General features: G+C 45.1%; 29 protein-coding genes. 22 read left to right on the top strand and 7 right to left on the bottom strand.

Going from position 1 to position 18,566, the window contains the following annotated elements:
* The first annotated feature begins 75 nt into the window (after nt 1-75).
* The 17 genes from rplN (at nt 76) to rplQ (ending at nt 8,570) form a co-directional block, all read left to right on the top strand.
* Complete coding sequence (gene rplN / locus AAA952_RS20660) at nt 76-444, top strand: 50S ribosomal protein L14 (RefSeq protein WP_006083590.1); 369 nt, start codon at nt 76-78, stop codon at nt 442-444.
* A gap of 11 nt (nt 445-455) precedes the next feature.
* Nucleotides 456-770: a 50S ribosomal protein L24 gene (rplX, locus tag AAA952_RS20655; RefSeq protein WP_006083589.1), complete on the top strand. Its 315-nt coding sequence runs from the start codon at nt 456-458 to the stop codon at nt 768-770.
* Nucleotides 771-782: 12 nt separating this feature from the next.
* On the top strand, nt 783-1,322 hold the full coding sequence (gene rplE, locus AAA952_RS20650) for a 50S ribosomal protein L5 (protein ID WP_006083588.1): 540 nt from the start codon (nt 783-785) through the stop codon (nt 1,320-1,322).
* A gap of 10 nt (nt 1,323-1,332) precedes the next feature.
* Nucleotides 1,333-1,638 (top strand): 30S ribosomal protein S14, encoded by a 306-nt coding sequence (gene rpsN, locus AAA952_RS20645; RefSeq protein WP_006083587.1) that lies wholly within the window; start codon nt 1,333-1,335, stop codon nt 1,636-1,638.
* 24 nt (nt 1,639-1,662) lie between these two features.
* Nucleotides 1,663-2,055 (top strand): 30S ribosomal protein S8, encoded by a 393-nt coding sequence (gene rpsH / locus AAA952_RS20640; RefSeq protein WP_006083586.1) that lies wholly within the window; start codon nt 1,663-1,665, stop codon nt 2,053-2,055.
* A gap of 10 nt (nt 2,056-2,065) precedes the next feature.
* Nucleotides 2,066-2,599 carry a 50S ribosomal protein L6 gene (gene rplF, locus AAA952_RS20635; RefSeq protein ID WP_105251036.1) on the top strand — a complete coding sequence of 178 codons (534 nt, stop codon included), beginning with the start codon at nt 2,066-2,068 and terminating at the stop codon, nt 2,597-2,599.
* A 10-nt stretch (nt 2,600-2,609) separates the two neighbouring features.
* Complete coding sequence (rplR, locus tag AAA952_RS20630) at nt 2,610-2,960, top strand: 50S ribosomal protein L18 (RefSeq protein WP_006083584.1); 351 nt, start codon at nt 2,610-2,612, stop codon at nt 2,958-2,960.
* 11 nt (nt 2,961-2,971) lie between these two features.
* The gene (rpsE, locus tag AAA952_RS20625) at nt 2,972-3,475 is read left to right on the top strand and encodes a 30S ribosomal protein S5 (protein WP_006083583.1); all 504 of its coding nucleotides are present in this window, start codon (nt 2,972-2,974) and stop codon (nt 3,473-3,475) included.
* A gap of 6 nt (nt 3,476-3,481) precedes the next feature.
* On the top strand, nt 3,482-3,664 hold the full coding sequence (gene rpmD / locus AAA952_RS20620; protein ID WP_006083582.1) for a 50S ribosomal protein L30: 183 nt from the start codon (nt 3,482-3,484) through the stop codon (nt 3,662-3,664).
* Between the two features lie 3 nt (nt 3,665-3,667).
* Nucleotides 3,668-4,102, top strand: coding sequence for a 50S ribosomal protein L15 (gene rplO / locus AAA952_RS20615; RefSeq protein WP_006083581.1), 435 nt, complete (start codon nt 3,668-3,670; stop codon nt 4,100-4,102).
* A 7-nt stretch (nt 4,103-4,109) separates the two neighbouring features.
* Entirely contained in the window at nt 4,110-5,450 is a 1,341-nt protein-coding gene (gene secY, locus AAA952_RS20610; protein WP_007644459.1) for a preprotein translocase subunit SecY, read from the top strand.
* 21 nt (nt 5,451-5,471) lie between these two features.
* Nucleotides 5,472-5,585 carry a 50S ribosomal protein L36 gene (gene rpmJ, locus AAA952_RS20605; RefSeq protein ID WP_006083579.1) on the top strand — a complete coding sequence of 38 codons (114 nt, stop codon included), beginning with the start codon at nt 5,472-5,474 and terminating at the stop codon, nt 5,583-5,585.
* Between the two features lie 117 nt (nt 5,586-5,702).
* On the top strand, nt 5,703-6,059 hold the full coding sequence (rpsM, locus tag AAA952_RS20600) for a 30S ribosomal protein S13 (protein WP_011787581.1): 357 nt from the start codon (nt 5,703-5,705) through the stop codon (nt 6,057-6,059).
* A gap of 15 nt (nt 6,060-6,074) precedes the next feature.
* Nucleotides 6,075-6,467, top strand: a complete 393-nt coding sequence (gene rpsK, locus AAA952_RS20595; protein ID WP_006083577.1) for a 30S ribosomal protein S11 — start codon at nt 6,075-6,077, stop codon at nt 6,465-6,467.
* Between the two features lie 32 nt (nt 6,468-6,499).
* Nucleotides 6,500-7,120 carry a 30S ribosomal protein S4 gene (gene rpsD / locus AAA952_RS20590; protein ID WP_006083575.1) on the top strand — a complete coding sequence of 207 codons (621 nt, stop codon included), beginning with the start codon at nt 6,500-6,502 and terminating at the stop codon, nt 7,118-7,120.
* Nucleotides 7,121-7,144: 24 nt separating this feature from the next.
* Nucleotides 7,145-8,134 (top strand): DNA-directed RNA polymerase subunit alpha, encoded by a 990-nt coding sequence (locus AAA952_RS20585; RefSeq protein WP_006083574.1) that lies wholly within the window; start codon nt 7,145-7,147, stop codon nt 8,132-8,134.
* A 40-nt stretch (nt 8,135-8,174) separates the two neighbouring features.
* Nucleotides 8,175-8,570, top strand: a complete 396-nt coding sequence (gene rplQ / locus AAA952_RS20580) for a 50S ribosomal protein L17 (protein ID WP_006083573.1) — start codon at nt 8,175-8,177, stop codon at nt 8,568-8,570.
* A 57-nt stretch (nt 8,571-8,627) separates the two neighbouring features.
* On the opposite strand, the gene AAA952_RS20575 is transcribed toward rplQ, so the two are convergent.
* The 6 genes from AAA952_RS20575 to ccmA form a co-directional block, all read right to left on the bottom strand.
* Nucleotides 8,628-9,578, bottom strand: a complete 951-nt coding sequence (locus AAA952_RS20575) for an ABC transporter substrate-binding protein (RefSeq protein ID WP_338259299.1) — start codon at nt 9,576-9,578, stop codon at nt 8,628-8,630.
* 196 nt (nt 9,579-9,774) lie between these two features.
* A complete protein-coding gene (gene ccmE, locus AAA952_RS20570) occupies nt 9,775-10,263 on the bottom strand; it encodes a cytochrome c maturation protein CcmE (protein WP_105251038.1) in 489 nt (162 codons plus the stop codon).
* The gene (ccmD, locus tag AAA952_RS20565) at nt 10,260-10,460 is read right to left on the bottom strand and encodes a heme exporter protein CcmD (RefSeq protein ID WP_338259334.1); all 201 of its coding nucleotides are present in this window, start codon (nt 10,458-10,460) and stop codon (nt 10,260-10,262) included. The genes ccmE and ccmD overlap by 4 nt, the downstream gene beginning before the upstream one ends.
* A complete protein-coding gene (locus AAA952_RS20560; RefSeq protein WP_338259297.1) occupies nt 10,460-11,206 on the bottom strand; it encodes a heme ABC transporter permease in 747 nt (248 codons plus the stop codon). The genes ccmD and AAA952_RS20560 overlap by 1 nt, the downstream gene beginning before the upstream one ends.
* Before the next feature lies 1 nt (nt 11,207).
* Complete coding sequence (gene ccmB, locus AAA952_RS20555) at nt 11,208-11,894, bottom strand: heme exporter protein CcmB (RefSeq protein WP_006079706.1); 687 nt, start codon at nt 11,892-11,894, stop codon at nt 11,208-11,210.
* A gap of 11 nt (nt 11,895-11,905) precedes the next feature.
* Nucleotides 11,906-12,556, bottom strand: a complete 651-nt coding sequence (gene ccmA, locus AAA952_RS20550) for a cytochrome c biogenesis heme-transporting ATPase CcmA (protein WP_131525727.1) — start codon at nt 12,554-12,556, stop codon at nt 11,906-11,908.
* Between the two features lie 318 nt (nt 12,557-12,874).
* Between ccmA and AAA952_RS20545 the strand changes: the two genes are divergently transcribed.
* Nucleotides 12,875-13,174 (top strand): c-type cytochrome, encoded by a 300-nt coding sequence (locus tag AAA952_RS20545; protein WP_105251041.1) that lies wholly within the window; start codon nt 12,875-12,877, stop codon nt 13,172-13,174.
* Between the two features lie 61 nt (nt 13,175-13,235).
* Here the strand turns inward: AAA952_RS20545 and ccmI are convergent, their stop codons facing one another.
* A complete protein-coding gene (ccmI, locus tag AAA952_RS20540; protein WP_168827730.1) occupies nt 13,236-14,486 on the bottom strand; it encodes a c-type cytochrome biogenesis protein CcmI in 1,251 nt (416 codons plus the stop codon).
* A 400-nt stretch (nt 14,487-14,886) separates the two neighbouring features.
* Between ccmI and AAA952_RS20535 the strand changes: the two genes are divergently transcribed.
* Genes AAA952_RS20535 through AAA952_RS20520 form a run of 4 tightly spaced genes read left to right on the top strand, consistent with a single transcriptional unit; the run spans nt 14,887 to nt 18,492 of the window.
* Complete coding sequence (locus AAA952_RS20535; RefSeq protein ID WP_105251043.1) at nt 14,887-16,866, top strand: heme lyase CcmF/NrfE family subunit; 1,980 nt, start codon at nt 14,887-14,889, stop codon at nt 16,864-16,866.
* Nucleotides 16,867-16,877: 11 nt separating this feature from the next.
* Nucleotides 16,878-17,432, top strand: a complete 555-nt coding sequence (locus tag AAA952_RS20530; RefSeq protein ID WP_105251044.1) for a DsbE family thiol:disulfide interchange protein — start codon at nt 16,878-16,880, stop codon at nt 17,430-17,432.
* Nucleotides 17,429-17,908, top strand: coding sequence for a heme lyase NrfEFG subunit NrfF (gene nrfF / locus AAA952_RS20525; protein ID WP_198573869.1), 480 nt, complete (start codon nt 17,429-17,431; stop codon nt 17,906-17,908). Before AAA952_RS20530 ends, nrfF begins: the two co-directional genes overlap by 4 nt.
* Nucleotides 17,905-18,492, top strand: a complete 588-nt coding sequence (locus AAA952_RS20520; protein ID WP_113941593.1) for a TlpA family protein disulfide reductase — start codon at nt 17,905-17,907, stop codon at nt 18,490-18,492. Before nrfF ends, AAA952_RS20520 begins: the two co-directional genes overlap by 4 nt.
* Nucleotides 18,493-18,566 lie beyond the last annotated feature (74 nt).

Here is an 18,566-nt window from a genome sequence, read left to right as displayed (position 1 = left end):
AAATTAATAGCAAAAATGAGTGTTTTTATTGTCCCATAGTGGGAATTGTGTAGTAACGATAGCGGAGCACTTAAAATGATCCAAATGCAATCGACTCTTGACGTTGCTTGTAACAGCGGCGCACGCAGAGTTCAGTGTATTAAGGTCTTGGGTGGCTCTCATCGTCGTTATGCCGGTATCGGCGACATCATCAAAGTTTCTGTTAAAGAAGCGATTCCTCGCGCTAAAGCGAAGAAAGGCGATGTGTATAACGCGGTGGTAGTCCGTACTAAGAAAGGCGTACGTCGTCCAGACGGTTCTGTCATTCGCTTCGATCGGAATGCAGCTGTTCTTTTGAACAACAACCTGCAGCCGATTGGTACTCGTATCTTTGGACCAGTGACACGTGAATTGCGTAATGAGCAATTTATGAAAATTGTCTCGCTGGCACCAGAAGTACTGTAAGGAGCTTCAAAATGGCAGCTAAAATACGTCGTGAAGACGAAGTGATTGTATTAGCAGGTAAAGACAAGGGTAAACGTGCAAAAGTTTCTCAAGTCCTTCCTACTGGTAAATTGATTGTTGAAGGCATCAATCTTGTCAAAAAACACCAAAAGCCAAACCCACAATTGGGTGTAGCTGGCGGTATTGTTGAGAAAGAAGCACCGATACAAGCATCAAATGTAGCGATTTTCAACTCTGCCACTGGCAAAGCTGATCGCGTTGGTTTCCGCTTTGAAGACGGCAAAAAAGTTCGTTTCTTCAAATCGAACAGTGAACTCGTTAAGTAATTGGAGTAAACGATGGCGAAACTGCATGATAAATACCAAGAGACTGTTGTCGCTGAACTTGCTAAAAAGTTCGGTTATACCAGTGTCATGCAAGTCCCTCGGATTGAGAAAATCACCCTGAACATGGGTGTTGGCGAAGCTGTTGCAGACAAGAAAATCATGGACCATGCTGTCCGTGATATGACTGCAATCGCTGGTCAAAAGCCAGTTGTGACTGTAGCTCGTAAGTCAGTTGCTGGTTTTAAAATCCGTGAAGGCTACCCTATTGGCTGTAAAGTGACCCTACGCGGTGAGCGTATGTGGGAATTCTTAGAGCGTTTAGTCGATATCGCAATCCCACGTATTCGTGACTTCCGTGGCTTAAGCGCTAAAGCGTTTGACGGCCGTGGTAACTACGCAATGGGCGTGCGTGAGCAGATCATCTTCCCAGAAATCGATTACGATAAAATCGATAAGATTCGTGGTATGGATATTGTTATCACTACTACTGCGAAGAATGATGAAGAAGGTCGTGCTTTGTTAGACGCTTTTAACTTCCCATTCAAGAAATAAGGGTAGCGTAATGGCAAAAACATCAATGAAAGCACGTGAAGCTAAACGTGCACAGCTCGTGGCCAAGTACGCTGAAAAGCGTGCGGCTCTTAAGACTATCATTGCAAGTCCAGCTTCTTCTGACGAAGATCGTTGGGATGCGGTTCTTAAGCTGCAAGCTCTACCACGTGATTCCAGCGCTGCGCGTCAACGCAATCGTTGTAATCAAACTGGTCGCCCTCATGGCTTCTTACGTAAATTCGGCTTAAGCCGTATCAAATTACGTGAAGCAACCATGCGTGGTGAAGTTCCTGGCCTGCGTAAGGCCAGCTGGTAAGCACTTGTCACGGAGTAAGCTAATATGAGCATGCAAGATCCTATTGCGGATATGTTAACCCGTATTCGTAACGGCCAAGCTGCTAACCACGTATCAGTGAAGATGCCTTCAGCTAAGTTGAAAGTCGCAATTGCGAAACTACTTAAAGATGAAGGTTATATTGCTGATTACGCCGTAGCAGATGAAGCCAAGCCTGAACTGGAAGTTACTTTAAAGTATTTCCAAGGCCAACCAGTCGTTGAGACTATCCAGCGTGTAAGTCGCCCTGGTCTTCGTATTTACAAAGGTAAAAACGAACTTCCAAAGGTGATGGGCGGTCTGGGTGTCGCAATTGTGTCCACTTCTAAAGGCTTGATGACTGATCGTGCCGCCCGCCTTGCAGGCATGGGTGGCGAGGTTATCTGCTACGTAGCTTAAGGAGCTAGGAATGTCTCGTGTAGCAAAAGCACCAGTATCTATTCCAGCTGGCGTAGAGGTGACCTTGAACGAACAGACCCTTACCGTCAAAGGCGGAAAAGGTAGTCTGACTCGAGTGATCAACAATGCGGTCAATGTTGTTATTGAAGCCGGCGTAGTTAAGTTCCTCCCTGTTGAAGGCGTTGTTAACGCTTGGGCACAGGCTGGTACAACTCGTGCATTAGTAAACAACATGGTTGTTGGTGTATCTCAAGGTTTTGAGCGTAAGTTAAAGTTAGTTGGCGTTGGTTACCGTGCGAAACTCGTCGGTGCTGATATTGACCTTACTTTAGGTTTCTCTCATCCGTTAGTACACAAACTGCCCGCAGGCGTTACTGCAGAGTGCCCTAGCCAAACTGACATCGTCCTACGTGGCGTTGATAAACAGTTAATTGGCCAAGTCGCTGCTGAGATTCGCGGATACCGTCCACCAGAGCCATACAAAGGCAAAGGTGTTCGCTATGACGACGAAGTAGTACGCCGTAAAGAGGCTAAGAAGAAGTAGGTAACGCGATATGGATAAGAAAACATCTCGCTTACGTCGCGCTACTCGCGCTCGTAAGAAGATCCAAGAGCTGGGCGTGAACCGTCTGGTTGTACATCGTACACCGCGTCACATTTATGCTCAGGTGATAAATCCTGAAGCTCAGGTGTTGGCAGCTGCTTCAACCGTAGAAAAAGCGGTTAAAGAGCTACTGAAGAGTACCGGTAACGTAGACGCAGCGAAAGCAGTAGGTAAATTTGTTGCTGAGCGCGCGATCGAAAAAGGCGTAACTTCAGTTGCGTTCGATCGTTCTGGTTTCAAGTATCACGGTCGTGTAGCTGCTTTAGCAGATGCAGCTCGTGAAGCTGGCCTGAAGTTCTAAGGGGTTATAAAATGGCTAAATTAGAAGCTCAGCAAAAAGACGATCTGCAAGAGAAATTAATTGCAGTTAATCGTGTTTCTAAAGTAGTTAAGGGCGGTCGTATCTTTAGCTTCACAGCACTGACAGTAGTGGGTGACGGTAACGGTAAGATTGGCTATGGCTATGGCAAAGCACGTGAAGTTCCAGCCGCGATTCAAAAAGCGATGGAAAAAGCTCGTCGTAACATTGTGACCGTTGAGTTGAATGCAGGTACTCTGCATCACCCAGTTAAAGGTCGTCATACTGGTTCACTTGTGTACATGCAACCTGCATCACAAGGTACTGGTATTATTGCCGGTGGCGCAATGCGTGCCGTATTGGAAGTAGCAGGCGTGCATAACGTTCTGTCAAAAGCATACGGTTCTACTAACCCGATCAACATCGTTCGCGCGACTGTCGATGCTTTGGTGCACATGAAGTCACCTTCGCAAATCGCAGCTAAGCGTGGCCTGAATGTTGACGAAATTCGGGGGTAATGCACCATGGCAACTAAAACTGTAAAAGTTACTCAAACTAAAAGCGGTATCGGTCGTTTACCGAAGCACCGTGCAACCCTAACGGGTCTTGGTTTGCGTCGCATTGGTCACACTGTTGAATTAGAAGATACTCCTTCTGTTCGCGGTATGATCAACAAGGTCTACTACATGGTTAAGGTGGAGGATTAATAGATGCGTTTAAATACTCTATCTCCAGCTGCAGGCTCTAAGCATGCACCAAAGCGTGTAGGCCGTGGTATGGGCTCAGGTCTAGGTAAAACAGCGGGTCGTGGTCATAAAGGCCAAAAGTCTCGCTCTGGTGGCGGTGTACGCCCAGGATTCGAAGGTGGTCAAATGCCACTGAAAATCCGTTTACCTAAATTTGGTTTTACCTCGCGTCGCGCTATGGTAACAGCTGAAGTTCGTGTACTCGAACTGGCAAAAGTTAACGGTGATGTTATCGACTTAAACGCTCTGAAAGATGCGAACGTAATAACTCGCAACATCCAGTTTGCGAAAATTGTTCTTTCAGGTACCATTGAGCGCCCTGTGACTGTTAAAGGTCTGAAGGTAACCAAAGGTGCACGTGCAGCTATTGAAGCTGCCGGCGGTAAGATCGAGGAATAATACGTCGATGGCAAAACCAGGACTTGATTTAAAAAGCGCGAAAGGTGGACTTTCTGAATTGAAAGCTCGCCTCCTGTTCGTGATTGGTGCGATTATCGTCTTTAGAGCCGGTTCGTTTGTGCCAATTCCTGGTATTGACGCAGCTGTATTAGCAGAGCTGTTTGCTCAGCAAAGTGGAACCATCCTTGGCATGTTTAACATGTTCTCGGGTGGTGCCCTTGAGCGTGCCTCTATCTTTGCATTAGGTATTATGCCGTACATTTCGGCATCGATTATCATGCAACTGTTGACTGTCGTACATCCTGCACTCGCTGAATTGAAAAAAGAAGGCGAATCAGGACGTAAGAAAATCAGTCAATATACCAGATGGGGTACCTTAGTGCTGGGTACATTCCAGTCGGTCGGTATTGCAACCGGGTTACCAAACTTAGTGCCAGGCCTTGTGGTCAACATTGGATTTGGATTCTACTTTGTTGCGGTTGTGAGCTTAGTAACAGGAACTATGTTCCTTATGTGGCTAGGTGAGCAAATTACCGAACGTGGTATAGGTAATGGTATCTCGATTTTGATTTTCGCAGGTATTGTTGCTGGATTACCTTCCGCTATCGGCCAAACGGCTGAGCAGGCGCGTCAAGGTGACTTGAATGTGTTAGTATTGTTGTTGCTCGCGGTAATTGTGTTTGCAGTGACTTATTTTGTAGTGTTTGTGGAACGTGGTCAGCGTCGAATCGTCGTTAACTATGCTAAGCGTCAGCAAGGCCGTAAGGTGTTCGCTGCGCAAAGTACCCATCTACCGCTGAAAATAAACATGGCAGGTGTTATTCCGCCAATTTTTGCGTCAAGCATCATTTTGTTTCCTGGAACACTGGCTCAGTGGTTCGGTCAAAATGAGTCCATGTCATGGTTGAGTGATTTTTCACTGGCTGTGTCACCTGGACAACCGCTTTACTCATTATTATATGCAACAGCGATTATCTTTTTCTGTTTCTTCTATACTGCGTTGGTGTTTAACCCACGTGAAACAGCAGATAACTTGAAGAAGAGTGGTGCATTCATCCCTGGGATCCGTCCTGGAGAACAGACTTCGCGTTACATTGATAAAGTTATGACCCGTTTGACATTGGCAGGCGCGTTATACATAACCTTTATCTGCTTAATTCCGGAGTTCATGTTAATTGCGTGGAAAGTACAGTTCTATTTCGGCGGTACTTCACTACTAATTATGGTAGTCGTAATCATGGACTTCATGGCTCAGGTTCAGACGCATATGATGTCTCATCAGTATGAGTCTGTGATGAAGAAAGCTAACCTAGTTAACAAAGCGAATTTAGATCGCTTTGGTCGCTAAGTAGCTTTACGGAGTGATGAAATGAAAGTTCGAGCTTCCGTGAAGAAGATCTGCCGTAACTGCAAGATCGTCAAGCGTAGTGGCGTTGTACGCGTTATCTGTGTTGAACCAAAACACAAACAGCGTCAAGGCTAAAAAGTAATTTGTTCAGCCCATGAATTGGGCTGAACAAAATTTTGTTTGCAAATCTGTCGACTGTCGAGTATCCTTTCGGGCTTTTCGCAGTTGGCCTTTAACTTTAAGGAGTGCATAGTGGCCCGTATCGCTGGCATTAACATTCCTGATCAAAAGCATACAGTCATCGCATTGACTGCAATTTTCGGCATCGGCCGTACTCGCGCTAGAGCAATCTGCGCGGCTACAGCAATCGCTGAAACTGCTAAGATCAAGGAATTGAGCGAAGCTCAAATAGACACACTACGCGAAGAAGTCGCCAAATACCTAGTAGAAGGTGACTTACGTCGTGAGATTTCAATGAACATCAAGCGTCTTATGGATCTTGGTTGTTATCGTGGTCTCCGCCATCGCCGTAGCCTGCCTCTCCGTGGGCAACGTACTAAGACCAATGCGCGTACGCGTAAAGGTCCACGTAAACCTATTAGAAAGTAACGGGAAGGTAAAGCAATGGCTAAAGTTCCGTCACGTTCTCCGCGTAAGCGCGTACGTAAACAGGTTGCAGATGGCATGGCTCATATCCATGCTTCTTTCAACAACACTATTGTCACCATTACAGATCGTCAAGGTAATGCGTTGTCATGGGCTACTTCAGGTGGTTCAGGTTTCCGTGGTTCACGTAAATCTACTCCATTTGCTGCACAGGTGGCTGCTGAGCGTGCAGGTGCTGCTGCTCAAGACTACGGTTTAAAAAACCTTGAAGTGTTTGTGAAGGGTCCAGGTCCAGGTCGTGAGTCAGCCATTCGTGCGCTGAACGCTGTTGGTTATAAAATTACCAACATTACCGATGTGACGCCGATCCCTCATAATGGTTGTCGTCCTCCTAAAAAGCGTCGTGTATAACGCCGTTTCATTAGGATAGTTGGAGAAAGATCATGGCAAGATACTTGGGTCCCAAGCTCAAGCTCAGCCGCCGAGAAGGTACAGACCTTTTCTTAAAAAGCGGTGTGAGAGCAATCGATTCAAAGTGTAAACTGGAAACTGCACCTGGACAACATGGCGCTCGTAAGCCACGTTTGTCAGAGTACGGTACTCAGTTACGCGAAAAACAAAAAGTTCGTCGTATTTACGGTGTGTTAGAAAAACAATTCCGTAACTATTACAAAGATGCTGCACGTACTAAAGGCAACACAGGTGAAAACCTGCTTCAGCTTTTAGAAACCCGTCTTGATAACGTTGTTTATCGTATGGGCTTCGGTGCAACTCGTGCAGAATCACGTCAGCTAGTAAGCCATAAATCTATTATGGTTAACGGTCGTGTTGTTAACATTCCATCATTCAAAGTGTCTGCGAATGATGTTGTGAGCATCCGCGAGAAGTCACGTACTCAAGCTCGTATTAAAGCGGCTTTAGAAGTGGCAGCTCAACGCGAGAAGCCTACATGGGTTGAAGTCGACAACGCGAAAATGGAAGGTGCTTTCAAGCGCGTTCCAGAACGTAGCGATTTGTCTGCGGAAATTAACGAACAGCTGATCGTCGAGCTTTACTCTAAGTAAGGCTAACAAACAAGAGAGGACACAATGCAGGGTTCTGTTACAGAATTTCTTAAACCGCGTCTCGTTGATATCGAGCAGGTTAACTCAACACGTGCCAAGGTTACATTGGAACCACTTGAGCGTGGTTTCGGCCACACTTTAGGTAACGCGTTGCGTCGCATCCTATTGTCGTCTATGCCCGGCTGCGCGGTTACCGAAGTCGAGATTGACGGTGTACTGCACGAATACAGCAGTAAGGAAGGCGTTCAAGAAGATATCCTTGAGATCTTGTTAAACCTGAAAGGGTTAGCAGTGACCATCGAGGGTAAAGACGAGGCTATGCTTACGTTGAGCAAGTCCGGCGCAGGCCCTGTCATCGCAGCAGATATCACGCATGATGGTGATGTCACTATCGTGAATCCTGATCATATTATCTGTCATCTGACAGGTAACAATGATATCAGCATGCGTATTCGCGTTGAGCGTGGTCGTGGTTATGTACCAGCATCTGCTCGTGCACAGACCGAAGACGATGATCGCCCAATCGGCCGCTTGCTGGTTGATGCTTCTTTCTCGCCAGTTGCACGTATTGCCTACAATGTAGAAGCAGCACGTGTAGAACAGCGTACTGACTTAGATAAACTCGTTATCGATATGACCACAAACGGTACTATCGATCCTGAGGAAGCTATCCGTCGTTCTGCAACTATTCTGGCTGAACAGCTAGATGCGTTTGTAGAGTTACGTGACGTGACTGAGCCAGAGCTGAAAGAAGAGAAACCGGAATTCGATCCGATTCTGCTGCGTCCTGTCGACGATTTAGAGCTAACTGTACGTTCGGCTAACTGCTTGAAAGCCGAAGCGATTCATTACATCGGAGATCTGGTACAGCGCACTGAAGTTGAGTTGCTGAAAACCCCGAACTTAGGTAAGAAATCTCTTACTGAAATTAAGGATGTTTTAGCTTCTCGCGGACTGTCGTTAGGTATGCGTTTGGAAAACTGGCCTCCAGCTAGTTTAGCAGACGACCTATAAGTCTCAGGTTTGTACAGATTTAGGTTATAAGGATTAGGTCATGCGCCATCGTAAGAGTGGTCGTCAACTAAACCGTAACAGCAGTCATCGCCAAGCCATGTTTCGTAACATGGCCGGTTCACTAGTTCGTCATGAGATCATCAAGACAACTGTGGCTAAAGCGAAAGAACTGCGTCGCGTAGTTGAGCCTCTGATAACACTTGCTAAGAGTGACAGCGTTGCAAACCGTCGTTTAGCGTTTGCACGTACTCGCGACGCTGAAGTCGTTGGTAAGTTATTTACTGAGTTGGGTCCACGTTACCAGGAACGTCCTGGTGGCTATACCCGTATCCTTAAGTGCGGTTTACGTGCTGGTGATAAAGCCCCTATGGCTTACATCGAGCTAGTTGGTCGCCCAGAAGCTGCTCAAGCTGTTGATGTTGAAGCTGCTGAGTAATTAAGGTTACACTTTTAAAAAGCCGGGCATTAGCCCGGCTTTTTTATGCCTTTTTTACTATTTTACCCAAAGTGTAGTTTTCTCGATTTCTTTTGGGAGGACGATATTCCATTTAGCTAAGCCTTTCTGGCTAAACATGTATTTTCCAAGATCATCTGTTACTGGGAAAATATTTTTGGGTTTCTCGCCGCCGAGTATTTTTGTCGCCATATTCGCTGCAATCTTTCCATGATGATAGCCATCGAGAACATAGCCGCCAATATTGCCTTCAGCAGAGACACTAAATCCCCAAAACCCAAAATTCGGTACCGGAGTATTTTCAGATATCCATTTTAGGAGTTGATCTGCATCCACTGAGCGATTATCTGCGTCTCTAACCGTGTGGTATAGCGCCACGACTATTGCGTTATAACCTTGTTCCTTCGCGGTCAATACATTCCGCTGCCAATCCGTTAGCTTTGACAATTGCACCAAATTGACTTCGATATCGCCTAACATGCTTGAGTGCTGTTTACTGATGTATTCAGCCGCTGAGTCAGAGGTGACTCCTTGGTCGAATAGAACTAAGATTTTTCTATGTACAGTCTGCGGTAGTAAACGTTGAATGAGCAGTAGAGAACGTCGTAGTAGTGGTCTCTCAATGACGCCTGTGAAGCGTTTGTGTTCATTGAGATGATATTCTCTAGGATTCATGTTCACCCCTAAATAGACTACTGGGATTAGGCTGTCATTTAGGCGCTGGTGTAAGAGATTAACCGCATTATCATCGGCGAGAATAACCAATTGAGGTGCTTGTTGTTGAATGTATTTCCATGCTAAGTCAGCTCGTTCAGTAAATTGCTCTTGGGGTAAGCGTTTGGTATCCATCTCGAAATAACTAACATCGTGGTGAGGGCTGAGCGTGTCATAAATCGCTTGATAGTATTCTTGGTCCCATTGATAGCTATGATGGTAGCTTTCGATAACAACAACTTTAGCAGCATTGGCTTCCTGAGAGAGGCCTACCAAGCAGATAATTAGGAAGCTTAGAATGTGTTGCAAACTAGAGTTTAGTTGTCTTATTTGAATCATATACAGTCTTAGGTATTGGTGCTGCCTAGAGTATAGTCCACCTTTAATTGTGCATATTGAGATAATAAAAAAGCCTCACTAGTTATTAAGCTAGGAGGCTTAGTTTGTACGCTATTGCTGATCCATCAATAACCTACTTAGTATCTGGTGCCTTTTGCTGGCTATAATCTAACTTTTCGTGCTTTTGGCCCATGGCTTCAGCAACTTCTGGTGGCATGTAGTTTTCATCATGCTTGGCCAGTACTTCAGTAGCTTCTAGTTTGCCATCAGCACCCAGTACACCCTGAGCAACAATGCCTTGTCCTTCACGGAAAAGATCGGGCAATAGGTCGTCATAAGTGACCAGTACTTCACCGCCGAGGGAGTCATGTACTGCAAATTCGACATGCAAGCTTTTGGGATCTCGCACCATAGAACCTACCGTCACCATTCCGCCGACACGAATACGTTGGCCAATTTCAGGTTTTACGCCAGTGTCTGTCTTGCCGTGGACAATTTCAGACGGAGTATAGAATAAGTTCAAGTTGGAGTTCAGCGCATAGAGCAAAAGCGAAGTAATCGCAGCAACGCCACCGATTAATGCTACAGCTAATGTCAGTCTTTTTTTGCGTCTTGGGTTCACGATTTAGTACTCCTGGTTTCTTTTAAGCGTTCTTCTCTATCCATCTTTTTCGCGATATCAATTAACACCTTACGCTTTTGGCGTGCGCTGGTAATGATGAGCGTAGAGAGGCAGAAGAGGGTCACTCCGTAGGATAGCCATACATAGAATGCATAGCCGCCCATATTAAAAAAATCACTGATTGAATCGAATTGCATCATTTGACCTCCTCCGCTTTAGCTAGTTCACGGACCCAAGGGCGCATGCCATTTCTTGCCAAAATTTCTGCTCTAAAACGAACAATAGTGATGGCGCCAATCATAAGACCGAAGCCCAGTATGTTAATTAACAGTGGATAGAGCATTTCCGTCGACATTGTCGATTTCTCGGTAATGCGTATTGTCGACGGTTGATGTAATGAGCTCCACCATTCAACAGAGTATTTGATGATAGGAATATTGATCACACCGACGATCGCTAAGATCCCTGCTGCACGAGCTGCGAGCACTTTATCCTCAAATGAGGCATAGAGCGAGATCACACCTAGATATAGGAATAGTAATACCAGCTCAGAAGTTAAGCGTGCATCCCATACCCACCAAGCACCCCACATAGGTTTACCCCATGCCGCTCCGGTAAAGAGTGCGATAAAGGTGATCACTGCGCCAATGGGAGCAATAGATGCTGCAGCCCAGTCGGCAAGTTTTATCTGCCAAACTAGACCGATAAAGGCCGCGGTTGCCATACCCATATAAGCCGCCATTGACATAGACGCGGCAGGAACATGGATAAAGATAATACGGTAGCTATCTCCCTGCTGGTAATCCGTCGGCGCGAAGACAAGTCCCCATATCGTGCCAACAGCAATCAATAGACCGGCTAAGATCGCAAACCATGGAAATAACGTTCCTGATAATTTATATGCGCGTTCAGGATCCGCGTAAGGGTGTAACCATTTCCACATTTTAGTTAGTACTCACTCGCAGAGATGCACCAATTGCAAAAGGTGCTAAGGTTAACGATCCGACCAGCATAGCGCCTATTATAGCGAGCTGACCATCATAGGGTAAATTCATTCCTGCCGCGTCTATGGCACTCGTTGCAAAAATGAGTACTGGGATATATAGGGGCAAAATAAGTAAGCTGAGTAACACGCCGCCTTTCCTTAGACCGACGGTTAATGCCACACCGATAGCACCTAACAGCGACAATACTGGCGTGCCTAGCGCAAGCGTCGAAATTAACGCACCGTAGCTGTTGCCGTCTAGATTGAGTAATACCGCTAACAGTGGTGCGATAATAATCAGCGGCACACCAGTTAAAATCCAGTGGGCTAACACTTTAGCTAATACGAGAATGGCTAATGGCTGTGGACTTAATAGCATTTGTTCTAAGCTACCATCACTAAAGTCGGCCTTGAAAAGCCTTTCAAGTGACAACATCGATGCTAATAATGCGGCGACCCAAATTATCCCCGGTGCCACACGTGCTAACATTTGCGGTTCTGGTCCAATCCCCAGCGGAAACAAGGTAACGACCATAATAAAAAATAGCAGTGGGTTAAAAATGTCGCCGCGGTGGCGAATAGCAATTTTAAGATCTCGCTGCAGTAAGGTGAAAAATGCTTGGGTAAAACTGATGCCTCTTTTCATTGAGCCGGACCTTATATGAAGCGATAATCGAGACGAATTTTACGAAGCCTATCATCTGTGATAATGCCCATATCTTGGTGAGTTGTGAGGATCACACAGCCACCATTATCCGCATGCTGAATAAATAACTGCTCCAGTTCTTCGACACCTTTTTTATCGATTGCAGTAAAAGGTTCGTCAAGGATCCAAATTTTACAGTTGCTATGCCACAATCTTGATAGCGCTGTTCTGCGATGCTGGCCTGCGGATAAATGTCCCGCGAGAGCTTCTTCAAAGCCCGTTAAATTGACTTTGGCTAAAATCTCTGACGTATCAAAGTCATCATAACCACTGATTCTTAAATTGAAATTAAGGTTTTCTTCGGCAGTCAGCTCGCATTTCACGCCAGCTAAATGGCCCAAATACAAGAGGTCTTCATTGTATTCATCGCGGCAACGGTTTATGTCTTCATTAATGTAAAAAGTTTGTCCGGCATAGGGGCGAGAAAGACCCGCCAATATGCGTAATAAACTGGTCTTGCCTGCGCCGTTAGGGCCTTCAATCTGAACAATATCACCGGCATTTATATCAAAACTTAACTCATCAAAAAGGATGCGTTCTTCGCGGATACAGGTCAGCTTGCTGGCTGACACTAATGTGGTTTCTTTAGTTATATTTGTCACTGAACCCTCTATCTCAAGCCGGAAGGAAACACAAGTCATTCTAACACAAACGTTATTGGGGGTTTACTCTTGGTTTGCACTAGATGTCAGCAATATGATGTGGTTCCAATAACCGCAATATTTATCGAACTTTTTTACGACTTGCTAATATATTAACGAATTTGTCATCCTTGTCGCCTGATTCATTTTGTGTTGAGATTCTAATCACAAAAAGATGAGATTTCTTGAAGTTTGTAGTAATCTTAGTCGGCTATAATGAGTCTGCCTAAGTAAGGGCGGCGCCGAGCTTTGTACGTATTTGCATTAGGAACATTGAACATGAAAAAACTGTTAGCAATGACTGCTGTCGCTGCTTTGACTATGTCAGTTAACGCTTCAGCTCAAGATGCTGAGGCTATTTATAATAAGGCATGTACCGTATGCCACAGCATGGGTGTTGCTGGTGCTCCAAAAGTGCACAACGCTGCAGAATGGGAACCACGCTTAGCTAAGGGTGTTGACGCTCTAGTGAAGAGTGTGAAAACCGGTCTGAATGCTATGCCACCAGGCGGTATGTGTACTGATTGTACTGATGATGATTACAAAGCTGCTATCAAATTTATGTCTACAGCTAAGTAATTCTTCAGATATAAAAAAACCGGCGAAAGCCGGTTTTTTTATATCTGCAATTAACTGCGATTTATTGCACTTGAGTATCAAGTACTAGGTTCGCTGTATCGCCTACGGCGACTTTACTGATCTTGCCTTGAATATCACCCGTTTGCGGTTTGATATTACCTTGTTTAGACAGTACAGCAATCACTTCCACATTGGCTGCATCGCTTAACTTTACATCACCACCCATACCGCTGCTGTCATCTAATGTCACTGTAATCGGGAAAGACTTAGCACTGACTTTGGTTGCAGCTAATGGGACTTTAGGTCCTTCAGTTGCACGGGCAAAGATGAAAATGGTGTCTTCTGGACTGGCTTTAGCCGCAAGTTCTGCAGAGATAGATATAGTGACATTGACCGATTTAGCACTCGCTTTGACTTGCTTATGTGCATCATCATTTGGCATGCCAGCGGTTTCCGACTGCATGCGTAAGTTAGCGGTTTCGATTGCATTCATAAGAGCTGCACGATCAACGTCGGCACGACCGCTATCTAAAATCGTTTGCCAAGAGGTGATGGCTTTCTTGTAGTCAGCAGTAAAGAAAGCATCCATACCCACGAGCAGTAGCGTTGAAGGATCTTGGGCATCCATAGCTAAGGACTCATCGATAAGAGCTTGGATTTGCGGTGTCATTTGTTGACCCGCTTTGTAATACATCGCCGTTGCTTTTGGACCGAGCAATTCTGCATGCTTTCCGACTAATTCGATTACTTTATCGAAAGCCGCAATCGCTTTATCGTATTGGTTTGCTGATACATAAGCATGACCTAAGCTAAACCACAGTTGGCTGTTTTCTGGCTCGGCTTTAACTTGAGCTTCCATCATCTGCACGCGTTGCATCATGATTTGAGCCGTATCCATTCCTGCATGTGGATTTGCAGGTTGTTGAGCACTATCAATATTCTCGAAGGCACCTAAGTGTTGATAGAGATAGCCTGAGATGACAATCAAACAAACTGACATGATCGACGGCCACAGAATCGTCTTTGGCTTTATTTGGTTGACCAGTGAATCGTCGTTCGCTTGTTTGATGTCTTGGAGTAGACTGATTTCCAGTTCTTTCTTCAATGCATCAAATTCGGCTTGATCGAGTAGCTCTTCACTTAATTCTTTTTCAAGAACGCCTAAGCGCTCATTGAACAATTCAAGGTTCGTTTGTTTACGAACTCCAGCTTCTTCCGTTTTCAGCAATTTTTGCTGTCTGAAGTGCGGGATCCAAATCAGCATCAGGCCGACTAACATAACAAGCGCAATAAAAATCCAAAATGTCGTCATTGTTTCTATATTCACTTTAGTTTGCAGAAAGCGGAGTAACCGCTAGGCTTGGAAGCAAGATTATACGTAAAGATTGTTCATTGAACAGTAATATAAGGTAATCCCAGTGCTGAAAGCTTATAGTTGGGCACTGGTTCACAAATTGATTCTTCTTGTAAATTTTGTATGAAACTTAAGTGTCATTTGTCGGTCACATGCAGAACTGAGCCTCTTCCGTGACTTTCATCGACCTCTAAAATTGAGAATGAGACAAGTAACCCAGTTTTGTACGAAAGAGGCAGACAGGAACAATAGCAAATACTAAAATGAGCAAAATTTCGTGCATTTGCGTGAATAGCATGTTGTGCGTTGAGATAGAGTCTTTCTAAATCAACATATTATTGAAGACTGAGGAAAACCCATGATCCCAGAACTTGGACACTTTGCGTTGATAATAGGGGTGGCTTTTGCCTTCTTATTAATCAGCGTCCCCCTAATAGGTGTTGCCAGAAAAGACCAATACCTTGTTAGGTACGCTTGGCCATTAACGTACGGAATGTTCTTTTTTATTACCTTATCTGTTGTCGTGCTGGCTTATAGTTTTGCCGTCGATGATTTCTCGGTCGCCTATGTGGCACATCATTCAAATTCTCAGTTACCTATCTTCTTTAAGATCTCGGCCGTATGGGGCGGTCATGAAGGGTCACTGTTATTTTGGGTGTTTGCTTTATCAACTTGGGCGGCTGCGGTTGCCTTGTTTAGCAAAGGTTTAGAAGAAGTGTTTACTGCCCGTGTGCTGGCAGTATTGGCTCTTATTGTGATTGGCTTTAGTTTGTTTATGCTACTCACATCTAGCCCATTTGAACGTTTATTCCCGATCCCAGCCGAAGGTCGTGACTTAAATCCAATGCTGCAGGACGTGGGATTAATCTTCCATCCTCCTATGTTGTACTTAGGTTATGTGGGCTTCTCTGTAAGCTTTGCATTTGCGATTGCTGCGCTGATGAGCGGCCGTCTCGATTCTGCATGGGCTCGTTGGACTCGTCCATGGACATTGGCTGCTTGGACCTTCCTTACGGGCGGTATCGCACTAGGATCTTGGTGGGCTTATTATGAATTAGGCTGGGGCGGTTGGTGGTTCTGGGATCCTGTTGAGAACGCCTCTTTTATGCCTTGGTTAGTGGGTACTGCGCTTGTTCACTCTTTGATTGTGACTGAGAAACGCGGCGCCTTCCGTAACTGGACTGTATTACTGTCTATTTTCGCTTTCTCTTTAAGTTTGCTTGGTACCTTTATTGTTCGCTCTGGTGTATTAACCTCAGTGCATTCATTCGCAGCCGATCCAAGCCGCGGTATGTTCATCCTGTTGTTACTTGGTTTAGCTGTTGGCGGTTCATTAACACTGTTTGCATTACGTGCCAGTGAAATGAGTAGTCCTGCCCGTTTCGAGCTTAAGTCTAAAGAAACTATGCTCTTAGTGTGTAACGTGCTACTGACAGTTGCCGCAGGTACAGTACTATTGGGTACATTATATCCATTGCTCATCGACGCGCTTGGTATGGGTAAAATCTCTGTTGGACCCCCATACTTTAATGCGGTGTTCGTGCCTATCGTATTAGTGCTATTTGGCTTTATGGGTATTGGTCCAATTATTCGTTGGAAAAAATCGAAAGCGGGCGAGCTTAAGCGTCAGCTATTGATCCCAGCAATGATTGCTGCTGCTATCGGTATTGTGACGCCATTTATCGTCGATGGTGTATTCAATATTTGGGTTACCTTTGGTATTGCTGCCGCTGCTTGGATTATTCTGGCTACCGCAAGAGCGGCCTATAACATGGTCAAGTCGAAAGAAGGTGATATCAGCATCAGCCGCATGGGTCGTAGTCAGCTTGGTATGATCTTCGCGCATCTCGGTATTGCCGTTTCTGTGATTGGTGCCACTATGGTGTCAAATTACTCGATTGAGAAAAGTGTTCGTATGGGACCTGGTGTAAGCCAAGAACTCGCCGGTTATACTTTTAAGTATCTCGAGACCAAAAACGTAGTGGGTCCTAACTACACTGCACAGCAGGGACAGATAGAGATCTACAAGGGCGATGAGCTACTGACATTACTAAAACCCGATCGTCGTCAATATAATGTGCGAACTATGGATATGACAGAAGCCGGTATTGACTGGGGTTTATTCCGTGACTTGTACGTGACTATGGGGGACCCTATTACCAGCACTGAATTTGCGGTTCGTTTAAACTATAAGCCGTTCGTGCGTTGGTTATGGTTTGGGGCAATTTTCATGATGATAGGTGGATTCTTCGCTGCATCGGATAAACGTTACCGTGCGAAAGTCACTGCAGCCGTCGCGCCTTTGGCCGAAAAGGCAAAATTGGCAACGGCTCAATAATTGGGGAATGTATGAAGAAGTTGGTTCTGTTTATCCCATTGGTCATATTTCTCGCCATGGGGGTGTTTCTATATAAAGGGTTATTTCTGAATCCGCAGCAATTGGATTCAGCACTGGAAGGGAAGCCTATTCCGGCTTTCCAACTGGAACGTCTAGAAACACCGGCTGAGATAATAACGAATGAGCAATTAAAAGGTAAGGTATCATTACTTAACGTATGGGCGACGTGGTGTCCATCTTGTAAATATGAGCATCCTTTCTTAGTGATGCTAAAACGTAAAAATCTTTTGCCAATTTACGGGATCAACTATCGTGATGAGCGTGTTCCTGCGTTAGAAGAGTTAAAACGTCAGGGCGATCCCTACAACGTTAATATCTATGATAAAGATGGGCGTTTAGGATTAGATCTTGGCGTTTATGGTGCACCAGAGAGTTTTATTGTTGATCACAACGGTATTATCCGTTTCCGTTATGCAGGCCCAATAGACCAACGCGTATGGAGTGAAACCCTTTACCCTATGATCCAACAATTACAAGCTGAAGCAGCGAAGGATGGCGCAGCATGAGAACGCTGATAAAAATCATGGGTGGTCTAGTGCTGATGTTCAGCATGACGACTGCCGTCATGGCAACACCAGTTGATACTTACGAATTCAAGTCGCCTGAAAATCAAAAGCGCGGTTTGTCTTTGGCCCATGAACTACGTTGTCCACAGTGTCAAAACCAAAATTTGATCGACTCCAATTCACCCGTTGCTCGAGATCTGCGTCTTGAGGTATTCAAGATGGTTGACGAAGGAAAAGGGGATGATGAGATCATCGAGTTTATGACTAGTCGTTACGGTGAGTTTGTTCTCTATAAACCTAAGATGGAAACCAAGACCTACATTCTCTGGTTAGGTCCTATTGGTTTATTACTTCTGGGTCTAGTGATTGGATTCATCTTCATTCGTAAGCAACGTATTGGCGGTAATGTGCCGAACGAAATTAGCGCAGAAGATCAGCGCGAGTTAGATACCTTGCTAAAGCGCAATACAAAATGAAGCATAAAGTCATAACGGCATTCATGTTGTCATCCATTCTTTCGGTATTTGTTGCTGGGGTCGCGCATGCGTACCCTGGTATGCAGCAAACGGCTAAACCGATGGAATCAACGGTTGATTTGATCAATGTACTGCCAAAGACTTTTCCTATTGAGCCTGTTGCCTTTAATGATGTCGATGGTAAAGCTATCGACTTCAGCCAATTTAAAGGCAAGATCATTATGGTTAACATGTGGGCGACTTGGTGTCCGCCATGTGTCAGAGAGTTGCCTGCAATCGAAAGGTTAGCAACTAAGTTCAAGACTGAAGATTTTGTCGTACTGCCTATCTCTATTGATGCAGAAGGTAAGCAGCAGGTTCAGCCGTTCTTAAGTTCATTGGGTATGGCGAATTTTAACTCTTACTACGATCAACCACAAAGTCTTGGGAACGTTTTTCCGCTCGACACGATTCCTGCGACCTTTATTCTTGATCAACAGGGTCAATTAATTGCCTTTGTTCGATCCTATGTTGATTGGGATGACGTAAAAGCCGTCTCGTTAATCCAAGGTTTTATCGATAAAGGCAGCAAAAAGCCCAATTAAGGGGCACTTTGCATGTAAAATAATCGCCATTGTTTAAAAGATCGCCATGCGATCTTTTTTCATTTAAAAAGCCC

The sequence above is a fragment of the Shewanella sp. M-Br genome (assembly GCF_036245925.1).
Taxonomy (GTDB): Bacteria; Pseudomonadota; Gammaproteobacteria; order Enterobacterales; family Shewanellaceae; genus Shewanella; species Shewanella oncorhynchi.
The sequence above is the reverse complement of the archived record's forward strand: the minus strand, read 5'-3'. Positions and strand labels throughout refer to the sequence as shown.

What these genes read in the sequence shown, in the direction of transcription:
- rplN (WP_006083590.1), top strand. Translation starts at nt 76, where the DNA reads ATGATCCAAATGCAATCGACTCTTGACGTTGCTTGTAACAGCGGCGCA.
- rplX (WP_006083589.1), top strand. Translation starts at nt 456, where the DNA reads ATGGCAGCTAAAATACGTCGTGAAGACGAAGTGATTGTATTAGCAGGT.
- rplE (WP_006083588.1), top strand. Translation starts at nt 783, where the DNA reads ATGGCGAAACTGCATGATAAATACCAAGAGACTGTTGTCGCTGAACTT.
- rpsN (WP_006083587.1), top strand. Translation starts at nt 1,333, where the DNA reads ATGGCAAAAACATCAATGAAAGCACGTGAAGCTAAACGTGCACAGCTC.
- rpsH (WP_006083586.1), top strand. Translation starts at nt 1,663, where the DNA reads ATGAGCATGCAAGATCCTATTGCGGATATGTTAACCCGTATTCGTAAC.
- rplF (WP_105251036.1), top strand. Translation starts at nt 2,066, where the DNA reads ATGTCTCGTGTAGCAAAAGCACCAGTATCTATTCCAGCTGGCGTAGAG.
- rplR (WP_006083584.1), top strand. Translation starts at nt 2,610, where the DNA reads ATGGATAAGAAAACATCTCGCTTACGTCGCGCTACTCGCGCTCGTAAG.
- rpsE (WP_006083583.1), top strand. Translation starts at nt 2,972, where the DNA reads ATGGCTAAATTAGAAGCTCAGCAAAAAGACGATCTGCAAGAGAAATTA.
- rpmD (WP_006083582.1), top strand. Translation starts at nt 3,482, where the DNA reads ATGGCAACTAAAACTGTAAAAGTTACTCAAACTAAAAGCGGTATCGGT.
- rplO (WP_006083581.1), top strand. Translation starts at nt 3,668, where the DNA reads ATGCGTTTAAATACTCTATCTCCAGCTGCAGGCTCTAAGCATGCACCA.
- secY (WP_007644459.1), top strand. Translation starts at nt 4,110, where the DNA reads ATGGCAAAACCAGGACTTGATTTAAAAAGCGCGAAAGGTGGACTTTCT.
- rpmJ (WP_006083579.1), top strand. Translation starts at nt 5,472, where the DNA reads ATGAAAGTTCGAGCTTCCGTGAAGAAGATCTGCCGTAACTGCAAGATC.
- rpsK (WP_006083577.1), top strand. Translation starts at nt 6,075, where the DNA reads ATGGCTAAAGTTCCGTCACGTTCTCCGCGTAAGCGCGTACGTAAACAG.
- rpsD (WP_006083575.1), top strand. Translation starts at nt 6,500, where the DNA reads ATGGCAAGATACTTGGGTCCCAAGCTCAAGCTCAGCCGCCGAGAAGGT.
- AAA952_RS20585 (WP_006083574.1), top strand. Translation starts at nt 7,145, where the DNA reads ATGCAGGGTTCTGTTACAGAATTTCTTAAACCGCGTCTCGTTGATATC.
- rplQ (WP_006083573.1), top strand. Translation starts at nt 8,175, where the DNA reads ATGCGCCATCGTAAGAGTGGTCGTCAACTAAACCGTAACAGCAGTCAT.
- ccmD (WP_338259334.1), bottom strand. Translation starts at nt 10,460, where the DNA reads ATGCAATTCGATTCAATCAGTGATTTTTTTAATATGGGCGGCTATGCA.
- AAA952_RS20560 (WP_338259297.1), bottom strand. Translation starts at nt 11,206, where the DNA reads ATGTGGAAATGGTTACACCCTTACGCGGATCCTGAACGCGCATATAAA.
- ccmB (WP_006079706.1), bottom strand. Translation starts at nt 11,894, where the DNA reads ATGAAAAGAGGCATCAGTTTTACCCAAGCATTTTTCACCTTACTGCAG.
- AAA952_RS20545 (WP_105251041.1), top strand. Translation starts at nt 12,875, where the DNA reads ATGAAAAAACTGTTAGCAATGACTGCTGTCGCTGCTTTGACTATGTCA.
- ccmI (WP_168827730.1), bottom strand. Translation starts at nt 14,486, where the DNA reads ATGACGACATTTTGGATTTTTATTGCGCTTGTTATGTTAGTCGGCCTG.
- AAA952_RS20535 (WP_105251043.1), top strand. Translation starts at nt 14,887, where the DNA reads ATGATCCCAGAACTTGGACACTTTGCGTTGATAATAGGGGTGGCTTTT.
- AAA952_RS20530 (WP_105251044.1), top strand. Translation starts at nt 16,878, where the DNA reads ATGAAGAAGTTGGTTCTGTTTATCCCATTGGTCATATTTCTCGCCATG.
- nrfF (WP_198573869.1), top strand. Translation starts at nt 17,429, where the DNA reads ATGAGAACGCTGATAAAAATCATGGGTGGTCTAGTGCTGATGTTCAGC.
- AAA952_RS20520 (WP_113941593.1), top strand. Translation starts at nt 17,905, where the DNA reads ATGAAGCATAAAGTCATAACGGCATTCATGTTGTCATCCATTCTTTCG.